Annotated in this window: 14 protein-coding genes and 2 tRNA genes; 14 read left to right on the plus strand and 2 right to left on the minus strand. The window is 40.2% G+C overall.

Translation table 11 applies throughout. From position 1 onward, the window contains the following. The first annotated feature begins 247 nt into the window (after window positions 1-247). The 14 genes from glmU to J1899_RS00370 all read left to right on the plus strand — a co-directional run bounded on the left by glmU (window position 248) and on the right by J1899_RS00370 (window position 15340). On the plus strand, window positions 248-1621 hold the full coding sequence (gene glmU / locus J1899_RS00305) for a bifunctional UDP-N-acetylglucosamine diphosphorylase/glucosamine-1-phosphate N-acetyltransferase GlmU (protein ID WP_066441761.1): 1374 nt from the start codon (window positions 248-250) through the stop codon (window positions 1619-1621). A gap of 20 nt (window positions 1622-1641) precedes the next feature. Continuing rightward, window positions 1642-2598, plus strand: a complete 957-nt coding sequence (locus J1899_RS00310) for a ribose-phosphate diphosphokinase (RefSeq protein WP_066441758.1) — start codon at window positions 1642-1644, stop codon at window positions 2596-2598. Between the two features lie 192 nt (window positions 2599-2790). Next, complete coding sequence (locus tag J1899_RS00315; protein WP_214476855.1) at window positions 2791-3420, plus strand: 50S ribosomal protein L25/general stress protein Ctc; 630 nt, start codon at window positions 2791-2793, stop codon at window positions 3418-3420. A gap of 171 nt (window positions 3421-3591) precedes the next feature. Next, window positions 3592-4155 (plus strand): aminoacyl-tRNA hydrolase, encoded by a 564-nt coding sequence (gene pth, locus J1899_RS00320; RefSeq protein ID WP_151576133.1) that lies wholly within the window; start codon window positions 3592-3594, stop codon window positions 4153-4155. A 138-nt stretch (window positions 4156-4293) separates the two neighbouring features. Next, the gene (gene fin / locus J1899_RS00325) at window positions 4294-4524 is read left to right on the plus strand and encodes an anti-sigma-F factor Fin (RefSeq protein ID WP_066441752.1); all 231 of its coding nucleotides are present in this window, start codon (window positions 4294-4296) and stop codon (window positions 4522-4524) included. A 174-nt stretch (window positions 4525-4698) separates the two neighbouring features. Continuing rightward, window positions 4699-8238 carry a transcription-repair coupling factor gene (mfd, locus tag J1899_RS00330; protein ID WP_214476857.1) on the plus strand — a complete coding sequence of 1180 codons (3540 nt, stop codon included), beginning with the start codon at window positions 4699-4701 and terminating at the stop codon, window positions 8236-8238. A 460-nt stretch (window positions 8239-8698) separates the two neighbouring features. After that, a complete protein-coding gene (gene spoVT / locus J1899_RS00335; protein WP_066441747.1) occupies window positions 8699-9235 on the plus strand; it encodes a stage V sporulation protein T in 537 nt (178 codons plus the stop codon). A gap of 582 nt (window positions 9236-9817) precedes the next feature. After that, window positions 9818-11443, plus strand: coding sequence for a putative polysaccharide biosynthesis protein (locus tag J1899_RS00340; protein ID WP_214476859.1), 1626 nt, complete (start codon window positions 9818-9820; stop codon window positions 11441-11443). Then, a complete protein-coding gene (gene yabN / locus J1899_RS00345; protein WP_214476861.1) occupies window positions 11440-12900 on the plus strand; it encodes a bifunctional methyltransferase/pyrophosphohydrolase YabN in 1461 nt (486 codons plus the stop codon). Before J1899_RS00340 ends, yabN begins: the two co-directional genes overlap by 4 nt. Window positions 12901-12931: 31 nt before the next feature. Continuing rightward, window positions 12932-13207, plus strand: a complete 276-nt coding sequence (locus J1899_RS00350) for an RNA-binding S4 domain-containing protein (protein ID WP_066441731.1) — start codon at window positions 12932-12934, stop codon at window positions 13205-13207. Window positions 13208-13417: 210 nt separating this feature from the next. Beyond that, window positions 13418-13720 carry a sporulation protein YabP gene (gene yabP, locus J1899_RS00355; protein ID WP_066441729.1) on the plus strand — a complete coding sequence of 101 codons (303 nt, stop codon included), beginning with the start codon at window positions 13418-13420 and terminating at the stop codon, window positions 13718-13720. Next, entirely contained in the window at window positions 13717-14346 is a 630-nt protein-coding gene (gene yabQ / locus J1899_RS00360) for a spore cortex biosynthesis protein YabQ (protein ID WP_066441726.1), read from the plus strand. Before yabP ends, yabQ begins: the two co-directional genes overlap by 4 nt. A 20-nt stretch (window positions 14347-14366) precedes the next feature. Continuing rightward, window positions 14367-14789, plus strand: a complete 423-nt coding sequence (locus J1899_RS00365) for an FtsB family cell division protein (protein ID WP_066441723.1) — start codon at window positions 14367-14369, stop codon at window positions 14787-14789. A gap of 98 nt (window positions 14790-14887) precedes the next feature. Continuing rightward, entirely contained in the window at window positions 14888-15340 is a 453-nt protein-coding gene (locus tag J1899_RS00370; protein WP_066441720.1) for a S1 domain-containing RNA-binding protein, read from the plus strand. Between the two features lie 163 nt (window positions 15341-15503). Here the strand turns inward: J1899_RS00370 and J1899_RS00375 are convergent. Continuing rightward, a tRNA-Glu gene (locus J1899_RS00375) sits at window positions 15504-15575 on the minus strand. Window positions 15576-15597: 22 nt separating this feature from the next. Continuing rightward, window positions 15598-15671 (minus strand) — tRNA-Met (locus J1899_RS00380). Window positions 15672-15750: the final 79 nt, after the last annotated feature.

Here is a 15750-nt window from a genome sequence, read left to right on the forward strand (position 1 = left end):
TTGTTCAAAATTCTAATAAGACTTTCCAGTATGATTAAATAGCAGATTCAAATATAGTAAAAGTCCTTTTTATGTATGACATGCAGCGAAGTGAATCATCATGGATGAATATGGAAGATTGAGTGTGCTTGTACAATAAGAGGAAAATATCCTGTAAAATATAACTACTTACACGAGATTCCTTGAAATCAGCCTCTATTTAAGATATATTCTTAATGGATAAAAAGGTGAAATTGGAGGCTATTAAATGTCTAATCGATACGCGGTCATTTTAGCCGCAGGTCAGGGGACAAGAATGAAATCAAAATTATATAAAGTCCTGCATCCTGTGTGCGGAAAACCGATGGTTCAGCATGTTGTTGATCAAGTTGCGAAGCTTGATATCCAAGATATTGTTACGATTACTGGGCATGGAGCTGAAAAAGTAAAAGCTCAATTAGGCGCTAAAAGCGTATATGCCCTGCAGGAAGAGCAGTTAGGTACAGCTCATGCTGTTATGCAAGCAGCAGATCATCTGGAGAACAAAGAGGGTGTCACAATTGTTGTTTGCGGAGATACGCCTCTAATTAAAGCGGAAACGATGGAAGCGCTTTTTGCTCATCACGAAAAAACAAACGCAAAAGCAACAGTGCTGACTGCTTTTGCAGATAATCCTGCTGGATATGGCCGCATTGTTCGTAATAGTCAAGGTCATGTAGAGAAGATTGTCGAGCATAAAGATGCTTCCGAGGAAGAATTAAAGTTACAGGAAATCAATACAGGCACGTATTGTTTCGATAATGCAGCATTATTTACAGCACTGAAGAAAGTTAAAAATGATAATGTTCAAGGGGAATATTATTTACCTGATGTCATCGAAATATTAAAAACAGAAGGTGAAATAGTAACAGCCTTTGGTACAAATGATTTTGAAGAAACTTTAGGTGTAAATGACCGTGTAGCATTAGCTCAGGCGGAATTGTTTATGAAGAATCGAATCAATGAATATCATATGCGTGCTGGTGTAAGCATGATTGATCCATCCAATACTTATATTGGTGCAGATGTTGAAATTGGTTCAGATACAGTTATATATCCTGGAACGGTGATTAGCGGAGAAACTAAAATTGGTTCAGATTGTACAATAGGTCCTAATTCGCATCTGGAAAATTGCGAAATTGGTGATAGAACGGTTATTCGCCAATCTGCTGCTTTTGATAGCCAGATCGGCTCAGATGTTCAGATTGGACCATTTGCGCATATTCGCCCGCAATCAAATGTTCATGATGAAGTGAAGATCGGCAACTTTGTCGAAATCAAAAAATCTGTTATTGAAAAGGGCAGTAAAGTATCCCATTTAAGCTATATTGGTGATGCTGAGGTCGGTAAAGATGTAAATATCGGCTGTGGAGCTATCACAGTAAATTATGATGGGAAAAATAAGTTCCTGACAAAAATAGAAAATGGCGTATTTATCGGCTGCAATTCCAACCTGGTTGCACCAGTGACAATTGGAGAAGGCGCATATGTTGCAGCAGGTTCAACCATTACTGAGGATGTTCCTGGAGAGGCGCTGTCTATTGCACGCGCTCGTCAAGTGAATAAAGAGAATTATGTACAAAAGCTAGATATCAAGAAATAAAAAAACACGGAGGCACAGGCATGTCGAATCAGTATTTAGATCCAAATTTAAAGGTTTTCAGTTTAAATTCAAACAAAGCATTGGCCGAGGAAATTGCAAAATTTATTGGCGTTGAATTGGGAAAATGCTCTGTTACCCATTTTAGTGATGGTGAAATTCAAATAAACATTGAAGAAAGTATTCGCGGCTGTGACGTATATGTCATTCAATCAACAAGCGCTCCTGTTAATGAGCATTTAATGGAACTGCTTATTATGATTGATGCATTAAAACGCGCTTCTGCTAAGACGATTAATATTGTTATGCCATATTATGGCTATGCGCGCCAAGACCGCAAAGCTAGAGCACGTGAACCAATTACGGCGAAGCTTGTGGCGAATCTGCTTGAGACAGCAGGTGCGACTCGTGTAATTACTTTAGATCTGCATGCTCCGCAAATTCAAGGTTTCTTTGATATTCCGATTGACCACTTAATGGGCGTGCCAATTCTAGCAGAGTACTTTAAGAATAAAGACCTGCAAGGCGATGTTGTCATCGTTTCTCCTGACCACGGCGGAGTAACACGTGCCCGCAAAATGGCAGACCAGCTGAAAGCTCCGATTGCGATTATCGATAAACGCCGTCCAAAGCCAAATGTGGCTGAGGTAATGAATATTGTTGGTAATATTGATGGCAAGATTGCTATCTTAATTGACGATATTATTGATACAGCTGGAACGATCACACTAGCTGCTAATGCATTAGTAGAAAATGGCGCTGCTGAAGTATATGCTTGCTGCAGTCATCCTGTATTATCAGGACCTGCAATTGAAAGAATTGAGAACTCTAAGATTAAAGAACTAGTCGTAACGAACTCAATCGCTTTGCAGGAAGAAAAGAAAACAGGTAAAGTTGTTGAACTGTCTGTAGCATCACTTATTGGTGAAGCCATTATCCGTGTACATGAAGAACAGTCTGTAAGTGTATTGTTCGATTAATATTTTTTGTTAGGCCTGCTAAACGAAAGCAGGTCTAACTGCATTATAGAAAAATTGCCGCTCCAGCCTATATAGATCTACTTTTCTGCTTCCCGCTGTACTGATCTTATAAACTAAAACGTTTAGACTTCCTCTTTTTAGGGCATTTTTTATATAGAAAGCCATTCAATATACAAGAGGAAGGGGATCATTATGGCAATAACATTAGAAGCAAAAAAACGAAGTGAATTTCGTCATTCATCGCTTACGAAAATTAGGCATGAAGGGAATATCCCAGCAGTTGTATATGGGCAAAAAGTGGAGAGTACACCGATATATTTAAGTGAGTCTGACTTTATCAAAACGATTAAGGAAGTTGGGCGCAATGGTGTATTCTCATTAAATGTTGATGGCAAGAAACATGAAGTCATGTTAACGGAATATCAAACAAACTCATTGCGTAATAATATTGTGCATGTAGACTTTCTAGCAGTCGATATGTCCAAGGAAATTACGGCAGAGGTAAGAGTCAATTTGGTCGGCGATGCACAAGGCGTGAAAGATGGCGGTGTTATGCAGCAATCACTGCATGAAGTTTCCGTAACAGCTACTCCAAATGAAATTCCTTCTTCAGTTGATGTGGATGTAACAGATTTACAAGTGAACGAAACTATTACTGTTGCTGATCTTAAGACAAGCGGTTCTTATTCACTCAACCATGATGCTGAAGAAGTGATCGCTTCCATTCTCCCTCCTAAACAGGAAGAAGAAATAAACAGCGGTGAGCAGCAGGAGGAAGGTACGCCTGAGCAAGAAGAAGGAAGAGAAACAGAAAGCGAGTAAAAAGAATAACTTTTATACTTGCCAAGAGCTGGCTGCATTACGATGTTAGGCCAGCTTTTGCTTTTTCTTTATGACGAGTTAAATTAGCATTGCAGCTAATTTAGTAACTTCTAACATGCCGTCTGGTGCTGACAGCTGCCATCACTAGATTAAGAAGCAGGTGAAGTGAAGATGAAATTATTTGTTGGCCTTGGAAATCCAGGCAAACCATATGAACATACAAGGCATAATATCGGTTTTGAAGTGATTGATCACTTGGCTGTTAAGCTTGGTATTACATTAGATCAGGCAAAGTTTAAAGGTGTTTATGGATTTGGAATTGTTAACGGAGAAAAAGTATTTTTATTAAAGCCTCTTACATATATGAATTTATCTGGCGAATCCATCCGCCCACTTATGGATTACTATGGAATTGAAGATGATGAATTAACCGTCATTTATGATGATCTTGATTTGCCTGTCGGAAAAATTCGTCTCCGCCAGAAAGGAAGCGCCGGCGGGCATAATGGAATTAAATCGACAATTGCCCATCTTGGCACCATGCAATTTAATCGAATTCGAGTAGGAATTGATCGTCCCCCAGCGGGCATGAAGGTTCCTGATTATGTGCTGGGAAAATTTTCTTCTGAGGAACAGCAGGAATTACAGAGCGTAATCGAGAAATGTGTAAACGCATGTGAAGCTGCCATTAAGGAGCCTTTCTTACAAGTGATGAATCAGTTTAATCAATCTTAAATACATCATAAGCATATAAAATGAATAAGCTAGTTTAACACATTTAACTTTTTGCACATCTTGTGCCCCTTTAATTGATTGAATAACTTCCTTTCTGAACGTCCATAATAGGGATATGTACGGATAGGAGGGGCTTTAATGGCTATTCATTATCATTGCCGTCATTGCGGCGCAAAGCTTGGCTCTATTGATTCGATGTCTGTTCAAACAGAGCAGCTCGGATTTCACAAATTAAATGATGAAGAGCGTCAAGATATGCTGATGTATGATTCCTCGGGGAATGTGCAAGTTAAGGCGATTTGTGAGGACTGCCAAGAATCTCTAGAACGCAACCCTGATTACCATCAGCAGGATTTTCTTATTCACTAACGCTTTGGGCCGTTTTGTCCAAAGCATTTTTCTATTTGCATTTATAGTATTTTTTTAATAGTTTATGGGTTTGGTGAACCCTTTCGTTATGGATAAAATGAGATTAATTTCGTATCGCTTCGACACGGCGATGTTTTTAGAAGCGACGTACTTTATATAGGGGGACTTTTCTGTATGTTAGGGCTTAAGCGAATATTTGGCCAGCAGGATGATGTAGTATCTATCTTGTCTGGTGTTCAAGAAGGGTTAAAGGAGCAACTGATCGCTGGCTTATCTGGTTCTGCACGGGCACTATTCATTTCTTCTGTTTATGAGCAGTCGAAAAGGCCTATTCTGATTGTGACTCACAATTTATTGCAGGCGCAAAAATTATATGATGATATCATCAGTTTAATAGGAGAAGAGGAAGTACTTCTTTATCCGGCGAACGAATTGATTGCTGCTGAAATAAGCATCGCAAGCCCAGAACTTAAGGCACAAAGAATAGAGGCACTGAATTATTTGATCCAGCAGAAGGCAGGGATCGTCATAGCTCCAATGGCAGGTGTGAGAAAGGTGCTGCCGCCATCAGACCTATGGAAAAAATACCAGATGACATTGTCTGTTGGAGATGACTTGCTTGAAGAGCAATTAAACCGTTTCGTCCAGATGGGTTATGTTCGCGTTGATATGGTTTCAGCTCCAGGTGAATTTAGTGTGAGAGGCGGAATCATTGATATTTACCCATTAACTGAAAATGATCCCATCCGAATTGAACTTTTTGACACAGAAATTGATTCCATTCGAACATTTTCACTAGAAGACCAGAGATCCAAGGAAAAGCTCCAGCAAACATTAATTGGTCCAGCAACCGAAATCCCGCTTGAAAAAGAACATTATGACAAGTTGGTTGAGCGGATTGAACTGGGACTGGGGAAAAGCCTGAAAAAGCTTAAAAATGATAAAGACAAAACATTATTATCACAAAATATCGGCTATGAGCTTGAACAGCTGAGAACAGGCCATAAGCCTGAGCAGCTCTTTAAATACACTTCTCTTGCTTATGAATCAGGAAGTAGTTTAATAGATTATCTGCCAGAATCAGGTCTTATTTTTATAGATGAAATCAGCAGAGTACAGGAAATGAATGATTCACTTGAGAAAGAAGAAGCAGAATGGTATACAAGCATGCTCGGTGAAGGGAAAATGATTCATGATGTGAAGGTTGCTTACTCTCTAAAGGAGCTCACAGCCAGAACGGATCATTCCATTACCTATATGTCTTTATTTCTTCGCCATGTTCCTAATACAAGCCCGCAAAACATTGTGAATATGACTTGTAAGCAAATGCAGAATTTTCATGGGCAAATGCATGTGCTAAAAGGAGAGCTGGAACGCTGGGAGAAGAATAATTATTCTGTTGTATTTTTAGCATCTGACGAAGAGAGAGTAGATAAACTTCAAAAGGTTCTCGAAGATTATGAAATTGATGCTGCTAAAATAAGTGCCGATCAGGCAGTTCTTCAGGGAAGAGCTCAAATTCTTCCAGGCGGCCTGCAAACTGGTTTTGAGCTAAGCTCCCAAAGGCTGGCTGTTATAACAGAGGAAGAATTATTTAATAAAAAAGTTAAGAAAAAATCACGAAAACAAAAACTTTCCAATGCAGAGCGTATTAAAAGTTATTCCGAGCTGAAAATCGGCGATTATGTAGTTCATGTGAATCACGGTATCGGGAAATATATTGGCATTGAAACGTTAGAGATTAACGGGGTACACAAAGATTACCTTCACATTCGCTATCAGGGAAGCGATAAGCTTTATGTGCCGGTTGAACAAATTGACCTTGTTCAAAAATACGTTGCTTCTGAAGCAAAAGAACCGAAAATCTATAAACTTGGCGGAAATGACTGGAAGCGGGTAAAGAAAAAGGTTCAATCTTCAGTGGAAGACATTGCGGATGATTTAATTAAATTGTACGCAGAGCGGGAGTCATCGAAAGGCTATGCTTTCAGCCCGGATGGAGAGATGCAGCGAGATTTTGAAGCAGCCTTCCAATATCAGGAGACAGAGGATCAGGTTCGTTCCATCCATGAAATTAAAAAGGATATGGAACGGGAACGTCCGATGGATCGCCTATTATGCGGAGATGTTGGCTATGGGAAAACAGAAGTTGCCATTCGTGCCATTTTTAAAGCCATTGCGGATGGAAAACAGGTAGCATTCCTGGTGCCAACAACCATTCTGGCACAGCAGCATTATGAAACAATGCGTGAGCGTTTTCAAGATTATCCGATTGAAATTGGTCTGCTGAGCCGTTTCCGGACAAAGAAACAGCAAACAGAAACGTTAAAAGGGTTAAAAGCAGGAACGATTGATGTAGTTGTCGGTACCCATCGGATCCTTTCAAAAGATATTGAATATCGGGACTTAGGTTTGCTAGTCATTGATGAGGAACAGCGTTTTGGTGTTACACATAAGGAGAAAATCAAGCAGCTGAAAACAAATGTTGATGTTTTAACACTGACGGCTACACCAATTCCAAGGACTTTACATATGTCCATGCTTGGGGTCCGGGACCTATCTGTCATAGAAACACCGCCGGAAAACCGTTTCCCGGTTCAAACGTATGTAATGGAATATAACGGGGCTTTAGTGAGAGAAGCGATTGAACGAGAGCTGGCTCGCGATGGCCAAGTGTACTTCCTATATAACCGTGTGGAGGATATTGAGCGGAAAGCGGAGGAAATCTCGATGCTTGTCCCTGATGCAAGAGTCACATATGCACACGGAAAAATGACAGAAAATGAATTAGAGTCGGTAATGATCGGCTTTCTAGAGGGCGAGTATGACGTACTTGTCAGCACGACTATTATTGAAACCGGTGTAGATATTCCGAATGTAAATACACTGATTGTTCATGATGCTGATCGCATGGGACTTTCACAGCTTTATCAGTTAAGAGGCCGCGTAGGACGCTCGAATCGGGTAGCTTATGCTTACTTTACGTATAGGAAGGATAAAGTTCTGACTGAAGTGGCGGAAAAGAGATTACAAGCCATTAAAGAATTTACAGAGCTGGGGTCCGGCTTCAAAATTGCTATGAGAGACTTGACGATTCGAGGTGCAGGAAATCTCTTGGGAGCAGAACAGCATGGGTTTATTGACTCTGTTGGATTTGACTTATACTCGCAAATGCTGAAAGAAGCAATTGAGGAACGAAAAGACGTTATGATGGGCACAGAAGAGAAAAAGGCAAGAATGGAAATTGATCTTGAGCTTGATGCTTATATTCCGGATGCCTATATTTCAGATGGCCATCAAAAAATCGAAATGTACAAACGCTTCAGAGGAATTTCTGCTCTGGAGGACGTAGAAGAGCTTCAAGAAGAGATTGTTGACCGTTTTGGAGATTATCCGCAGGAAGTTTCGTATTTATTTACGATTGCAGAAATGAAAGTATACGGAGAGCTTGCTGGGGTAGAACTCATTAAACAGTCTAAACAGGAAATCTTACTGCTATTTTCGGAGCAGGCAAGTGCTCAAATCGATGGGCAAAAGGTATTTCAGCTGTCGAGCAAATATGGCAGAATGATTGGATTAGGCATGGAAGGGCAAAAGCTGAAAGCTGTATTCCATATTAAAGGCATTGAAGTAAACAAGTGGCTTGAAACATTGTACGAATTTATTCAAGGTCTTCAGAATGCGAAAAAAGAAGCAAAGCAGGCAAAAGCATAATCCTTCTGCTTTTTTATCTCAATGGAACTCAGTGGGCGAATCAAATAAGAATTTTGTAAATAAATTGAAATATATGAAATGTTTAAATGCGCAGAGTCGGGGTAATTTCACAATAAATCATCTATTGGAATGTTTATCCGTTTATGGAATTTAAAACAGCTTAAAGAAAACCTATATGCATGTGTATAGAACTTTCCATATGAAAGATACTAAGTTCAAACATGGTGATGGATTCATTTTCTCCCAATTGTGATTTTGAAGCATTGCCGTATTAGAATGGCAGAAGTGCTGGATATATGGACGTGGCCCGGTTATGAAATGGTGCTTACTCTACATATCAAACCATCCTACAAGTAGTAAGGCAGCGAATGATCCCTTATACATCCATTTTTTGCTTGAGGAACGGTAGAGTGCTTCAGTTGTTCAAAAAAATCATCAGATGAAAGTGAGGCAACGTTGGATGAAAGCAACTGGTATAGTTCGTCGTATCGATGATTTGGGTCGTGTTGTCATTCCGAAAGAAATCCGCAGAACTTTGCGCATACGAGAAGGGGACCCACTTGAGATCTTTGTAGACCGAGATGGCGAGGTCATTTTAAAGAAATATTCGCCAATCAGCGAATTAAGCGATTTTGCGAAGGAATATGCAGAGGCACTATATGACAGCCTCGGAAATGCCATTTTAATCTGTGACCGTGATACTTATATCGCAGTAGCTGGCGGCTCCAAGAAAGATTATTTAAACAAAAACATTAGTGATCTGATTGAAAAGACGCTTGAGGACAGAAGTTCCGTCCTTGTCACACAATCCGGTGACATTTCAATTGTTGATGGAAACACAGAATCAGTTGCTTCTTATACGATTGGACCGATCGTAGCAAATGGTGATCCAATTGGTGCCGTGGTTATATTTGCAAAAGAGGATACACTGGGCGAAGTAGAGAAGAAAGCAGTTGAAACAGCTGCTGGCTTCCTTGCAAGACAAATGGAATCATAAGAAACAGGCGGCGTGGGCTGCCTGTTTTTTTGTGTATGAAAGAGCCGGCGGCTAGGGGCTCGAGGTCATAAGTCAATCCATCCAAAAGGTTAAAGAACAACCTTCTGGCTGTCTTGCCTTATGCTTGTCGCCCCTGGGCAAGCCGCCTTCCGCATTTCTAGTTGTCCAGTTCCGGCGGCTAGCCCCTCGAGGTCATAAGTCGATCCGTCTAGAAGGTTAAAGAACAACCTTCCAGCCGTCTCGCCTTATGCTTGTCGGGGCTGAGCAAGCCGCCTCCACATTTCTAGTTGTCCAGTTCCAGGCGCTAGGGGCTCGAGGTCATAAGCCATGTTGCCCTAAAGGTTAAAGAACAACCTTTATGTCAACCTGTCTTATGCTTGTCGCCCCTGGGCAAGCGCCTTCCACATTTCTAGTTGTCCAGTTCCGGCGGCTAGCCCCTCGAGGTCATAAGTCGATCCGTCTAGAAGGTTAAAGAACAACCTTCCAGCCGTCTCGCCTTATGCTTGTCGGGGCTGAGCAAGCCGCCTCCACATTTCGTAGTATGCTATAATATTTAAAGTTGTTTTTGAGAGGGGTTGGGCGATGGAGCGCGTGGATCGTTCAGGTGAGTTTATTAGAGGCGCGCTTGTTTTGACAGCAGCGGCAGTGATTACGAAAATATTGAGTGCTGTGTATCGGGTGCCTTTTCAAAATATTGTAGGAGATGTTGGTTTTTATATTTATCAGCAAGTCTATCCTTTTTACGGGATTGTTCTTGCATTAGCTACCTATGGGTTTCCCGTTGTTATTTCTAAATTGTATGCTGAACAAATTAGTTTAAATAAATGGCATGGAGCTCGTCATGTATTAGCTGTGTCGTCGATTATTTTATTATTCGTTAGCATTGGCGGATTTTCTTTATTGTATGGCAGTGCCAATTTCCTGGCTGAAAGAATGAAGGATCCGTATTTGGCAGATCCCATCCGAACAGTTTCATTTGTATTTCTTTTACTGGCTCCAATTTCTATACTAAGAGGCTATTTTCAAGGAAGAAATGATATGGTCCCTACAGCGATTTCTCAAATAGGAGAACAGCTTATTCGGGTTTTAACTATTTTACTGCTTGCTATTCTATTAGTGAGACAGAATGAATCACTTTATAGCATAGGAAGTTCTGCGTTTTTAGGTTCTTTGGCAGGCGGATTGATGGCGATTGTTTTGTTGAGCCTTTTTTTTGTTAAAAGAAATGCAAATTTGAAAAAGACTTTATGGGGAGAGCGGCTGGAGTTAACTTCCTCTGTCACAATAGCAAAGGAACTCACCGTTCAAGGATTTGCTATTTGCGTAAGCAGCCTGCTGCTTGTCTTCATTCAGCTGGCGGATTCGTTTAATCTTTATTCTTTGCTTATTTCATCTGGTTTTGGCATTGAGGAGGCAAAGCAGTTAAAGGGGATTTATGATAGAGGACAGCCTATTATTCAGTTAGGTACTGTAGTTGCTACCTCATTATCACTTTCGCTTGTTCCCTTGATTACCAAGGCGAAGCTTGAGAGTGACCGGCAGCTTTTAAAAGAGAAGATTCAGCTGGCCTTTCGCGTTGCCATCTTTGCTGGAGCAGGGGCGATGGTGGGGCTAATAGCTATTATCAAACCAACGAATACGATGTTATTCGAAAATGCGGCTGGCTCTAATGTGCTGCAGATTTTAAGTATACTGATTTTCTTAAGCTCGATTATTATGACTGCGTCAGCCGTATTACAAGGTTTAGGATTTACCTTATACCCTGCTTTTGTTATTTTAGGCGGCTTTATTATAAAATATTGTTTAAATATACTGTTCATCCCTCATGCAGGCTTAAGAGGCGCTGCTATTGCGTCATGCATTGCTTTGCTTCTTGTTGTCATAGCCTTGCTGATTAAGTTAAAATTTCAATTACATATTAAAATTGTTCAGTTGGAATTTATCACTCCCATTTTAAAGGGAGCGGTTTATATGTATATTGTTTTAAAAGGGTATTTGCTGCTTACCGATTTCTTTTATGGGATTGGTTATGAAAGAATAGCATCAAGTTTCCAGGCTATAAGTGCTGTTTTTTTAGGCGGATTTATTTATTTGATAGTGGTGCTGAGAAGCCAGGTCTTTACTGAGGAGGAACTGTATATGCTTCCTTTAGGCAGTAAGCTTTTACTGCTGCTTCCCAAAAATAAAACGAGGATGACGAAAAAATGAACAAAATTAAGATAATTGGATTAGGTGCAGGCGATTTAAATCAGCTTCCTTTAGGCGTCTACAAAACGATACAAAACACTGAAAATCTTTATTTGCGGACAAAGGAGCATCCAGTTGTGGAGGAGCTAATAAAGGAAGGGGCTCATTTCCAATCCTTTGATGAAGTGTATGAGAAGTATGATACCTTTGAGGCTGTTTATGAAGAAATTACGAATGTGCTCCTGAATGCTGCACAGAGTGAAGATGTTACATATGCCGTGCCTGGTCATCCGCTCGTTGCTGAAAGAACGGTACAGCTTCTGATCGAACGGGCAGAACAAAGTGGAATACAACTAGAAGTTGGCGGAGGCCAGAGCTTTTTGGATGCCCTTTTTCAAGCTCTGCGAATTGATCCGGTAGAAGGATTTCAGCTTCTTGACGGAACTGATTTTTCGGTTGAGGAAGCACAGCTGCGCCAGCATATCATCATTGGCCAGGTATATGATCAATTTGTTGCCTCAGATGTAAAGCTGGAGTTAATGGAAAGGCTGCCGCATGATTATCCGGTTTTTATTGTGACAGCTGCCGGAAGCAGTCAGGAAAACATCAAAAAAGTAGAATTGGTTGAACTTGATCGTGAGGTAGAGCTGAATAATCTAACTTCTCTTTATGTACCGCCTGTCCAGGATGAAACCATTCTTTATAAAGACTTTGCTAAGTTAAAAGAGATCATTGCCATTTTGCGCGGACCGGATGGCTGTCCTTGGGATCGGAAACAAACCCATGAATCACTAAGAAAATATGTCATTGAAGAAGCATATGAACTGATCGATGCAATCAACAATGATGATATTGATAATATGATTGAAGAGCTTGGCGATCTGCTGCTGCAGATTATGCTTCATGCCCAAATTGGTGAAGATGAAGGCTTTTTCTCTATCACAGATGTCATTGAGGGTATATCAGAAAAGATGATCCGAAGACATCCGCACGTATTTGGTGAAGGACAAGCGGAGGATGCAGAAGAGGTCGTTAAGAATTGGCAGGAAATCAAAAAGGAAGAGAAGGCAGGCAAGGAAGAAAAAACATCTCTCCTTGATTCTGTTCCTCGCTCTTTCCCGGGACTAATGAGAGCAGAGGAGCTGCAGAAAAAGGCTGCATCTGTTGGATTTGATTGGGATGAAGCGGATGCTGCCTGGGAAAAGGTTAAGGAAGAAATTCGTGAGTTTGAGGCAGAAAAAGAGTTAAGCAGTGAAAAGATGAAATTAGAATATGGCGATATTTTATTTGCTTTTGTCAATGTTGCAAGATTTTTAGGCCTTAATCCAGAAGAAGCAATCCATGAGACCAACGAAAAATTTATCCGGCGTTTTAATTATATAGAAGATAGGGTAAAGGAAACAGGGAGAGAGTTTGCAGACTTCCAGCTTGAAGAACTGGATCAATATTGGGAAGAAGCCAAAAAATCTGGGATATAAACTAAAAAACTAAGTGATGGAGCGTTTGCATATGAGATTAGATAAATTTCTAAAAGTTTCCCGTCTGATAAAAAGGAGAACATTAGCAAAAGAGGTTTCCGATCAGGGGAGAATTTCAATAAATGGAATACAAGCCAAAGCAAGCTCTAATGTAAAAGTAGGCGATGTATTATCCATTCGCTTTGGTCAAAAGCTTGTAACAGTCAGAATTGATGGGCTGCAGGAAACAACACGCAAGGAAGAAGCACAAGAGCTTTACAGCATTTTAAAAGAAGAAAACGCTGGAACTGAAGCTGGAAAAGATTGATAGGAATTCACCAGTAAAAAGTGATATCTGAACATCTTAAAAATAGATTGCCAAGCCTATGTGGGGGCTGATTAAAGGTAGGCGTAAGTGTCTTGCCCGATAACCTTAAAAGCTGATCTTTCCGTATAAAGGAATGGCTTGTTCTAATTCATCCCTTACCTTCATAAACATGTACAAACAGCAGTACATTGCGATTGTGAGGGATATGATATGAGCCAATATTATGAATCAAATGCAAATAAGCCAAATGCCCAGGAGCATGACGTGATCATGCGAGGCAGAAGAACATTGGAAATATCAGGGGTAAAACAAGTAGAAAGCTTTGATAATGAAGAGTTCTTACTCGAAACGGTCATGGGATTTTTGGCGATTCGAGGGCAAAATCTGCAAATGAAAAACCTTGATGTCGACAAAGGAATCGTATCCATTAAAGGGAAGGTTTTTGATCTTGTCTACATCGATGATCAGCACGGAGATAAGGCTAAAGGATTCTTTAGCAAGCTATTCAGATGACACTGACGACACAATTTATGACAATGCTTGCGATGATCGGCATGGGCGGAATGTTTGGTGCGTCGCTTGATACGTACCAGCGTTTCCTCAAACGACCGGAAAGAAAGAGATGGGCTGTTTTTATAAATGATATTTTCTTCTGGCTCCTGCAAGGACTAGCCATCTTCTACATTCTATTCCTCGTGAATCAAGGCGAATTGCGTCTATATGTTTTTCTCGCCTTACTGTGCGGATTTGCAGCTTATCAAAGCTTATTCAAAAGAATTTATTTAAAGCTCTTAGAGTTGTTAATTTCCATGTTTATTTCTTTTTACCGTTTTATTGTAAAGTTTTTGAGATTTTTTGTCATAAAGCCAGTCCAAGGGCTTGTAACGGCAGTAATAGCGGTTATACTTATGCTAGGAAAAGCGACTTTAGCACTATTCTTATTTTTGTATAAGGTCATTATACTTATATTGAAAATAATCACACTTCCGCTAAAATGGATCTTTATGCTTATATGGAGACTTTTGCCGAAACATATTAAAAAAATGGTCGATAAGTTCTATAGAGCGTTAGCAGGATATTTTATAAAAATAAAGAATTATTGTGTTAAGAAAATAAACAACTGGAAGAAAAAGAACTAACAGAGAGGGGGGAGCGACGAATGAGTGACAACGAGAGAAAGAATGTAGCCAAAATGCAAACGAGCTATGTGAAGCAGAGAGAGGATGCAACGATTAGTGCCAATCGAAAAAGAAAGCTATTGTTTAGAAGATTAGCCGCTTTTTTCATTGTCGCAGCGACTGTATCCATATTTATGATTACTACACTCGTCTCGCAATCCGCCGCTCTGGATGAAAAGCTGGCTGAAAAGAAAAAACTTGAAGATGAGCTGGCGGGATTGGAGAAACAGCAAGTCGTACTCGAAGAAGAAATCGTTAAACTGAATGACGATGAGTACATTGCCAAACTTGCCCGCAAGGATTATTATTTATCAGACAAAAGTGAAACAATCTTTGTTTTGCCGGAGACAGAAGAGGAGCAAAATAAGGAGAAGAAAAAGGTAAAAGAAAAGGACGCTGAATAGAGCTGTATTGACACCCTTTTTTCTAATTCGTTATAATATAGAGTAAGTATGAAATTTTTTAGTTTCACTTTATATCTTTAAGGAGGCAATTTCTTTTTATGTCAATCGAAGTAGGCAGCAAGTTACAGGGAAAGGTCACAGGAATTACAAATTTCGGAGCGTTTGTTGAGCTGCCGGAAGGTTCAACTGGTCTTGTTCACATTAGTGAAGTAGCAGACAACTATGTTAAGGATATCAACGATCATTTGAAGGTTGGTGACATGGTTGAGGTTAAGGTCATTAATGTAGAAAAAGACGGAAAAATCGGTTTATCTATTAAAAAGGCTAAAGACCGTCCTGAAAGACCGGAAAGACCAGAAAGACCTGAAAGAAGAGAGTCTAGAGGTCCTTCTCAACGTCCACGTCAAGGCAGAACAAATGATAATCGTGCTCCAAGAGAAAATTTCGAATCAAAAATGGCACGCTTCTTAAAGGACAGTGAAGACCGCCTATCATCTTTAAAGCGCAATACGGAATCAAAACGTGGGGGAAGAGGCGCTAGACGAGGCTAACTTGTTGCTGATTTTATTCATATATCGCAGGGTTTATCGTGATATTCCCTTAAAAATGAGACAGTCCAATTATGGACTGTCTTTTTTTTTGTCTGAATGATAGGGAACAGGATTAAAATACAAAAAAAACGTCTGGAATTCTCCAGACGCTTTTTCTTATAGATGACCCGTACGGGATTCGAACCCGTGTTACCGCCGTGAAAGGGCGGTGTCTTAACCGCTTGACCAACGGGCCAGTACATGTTTTTAAAAAAGTATAGCGGCGGAGGGGATCGAACCCCCGACCTCACGGGTATGAACCGTACGCTCTAGCCAGCTGAGCTACACCGCCAAATGTATCAATCAGACACAAGTAATATCATACAAACTTTTATAAGAAGTGTCAATAAAAAATTATAAAGTATTTTATG

It is taken from the genome of Cytobacillus gottheilii (genome assembly GCF_018582665.1).
In the GTDB taxonomy this organism is placed as follows: domain Bacteria; phylum Bacillota; class Bacilli; order Bacillales; family Cytobacillaceae; genus Cytobacillus; species Cytobacillus gottheilii.

Coding starts and splice junctions, on each gene's coding strand:
- J1899_RS00310 (WP_066441758.1), top strand. CDS start 1,642: ATGTCGAATCAGTATTTAGATCCAAATTTAAAGGTTTTCAGTTTAAAT.
- fin (WP_066441752.1), top strand. CDS start 4,294: ATGGCTATTCATTATCATTGCCGTCATTGCGGCGCAAAGCTTGGCTCT.
- spoVT (WP_066441747.1), top strand. CDS start 8,699: ATGAAAGCAACTGGTATAGTTCGTCGTATCGATGATTTGGGTCGTGTT.
- pth (WP_151576133.1), top strand. CDS start 3,592: ATGAAATTATTTGTTGGCCTTGGAAATCCAGGCAAACCATATGAACAT.
- J1899_RS00350 (WP_066441731.1), top strand. CDS start 12,932: ATGAGATTAGATAAATTTCTAAAAGTTTCCCGTCTGATAAAAAGGAGA.
- J1899_RS00370 (WP_066441720.1), top strand. CDS start 14,888: ATGTCAATCGAAGTAGGCAGCAAGTTACAGGGAAAGGTCACAGGAATT.
- glmU (WP_066441761.1), top strand. CDS start 248: ATGTCTAATCGATACGCGGTCATTTTAGCCGCAGGTCAGGGGACAAGA.
- mfd (WP_214476857.1), top strand. CDS start 4,699: ATGTTAGGGCTTAAGCGAATATTTGGCCAGCAGGATGATGTAGTATCT.
- yabP (WP_066441729.1), top strand. CDS start 13,418: ATGAGCCAATATTATGAATCAAATGCAAATAAGCCAAATGCCCAGGAG.
- yabQ (WP_066441726.1), top strand. CDS start 13,717: ATGACACTGACGACACAATTTATGACAATGCTTGCGATGATCGGCATG.
- yabN (WP_214476861.1), top strand. CDS start 11,440: ATGAACAAAATTAAGATAATTGGATTAGGTGCAGGCGATTTAAATCAG.
- J1899_RS00365 (WP_066441723.1), top strand. CDS start 14,367: ATGAGTGACAACGAGAGAAAGAATGTAGCCAAAATGCAAACGAGCTAT.
- J1899_RS00340 (WP_214476859.1), top strand. CDS start 9,818: ATGGAGCGCGTGGATCGTTCAGGTGAGTTTATTAGAGGCGCGCTTGTT.
- J1899_RS00315 (WP_214476855.1), top strand. CDS start 2,791: ATGGCAATAACATTAGAAGCAAAAAAACGAAGTGAATTTCGTCATTCA.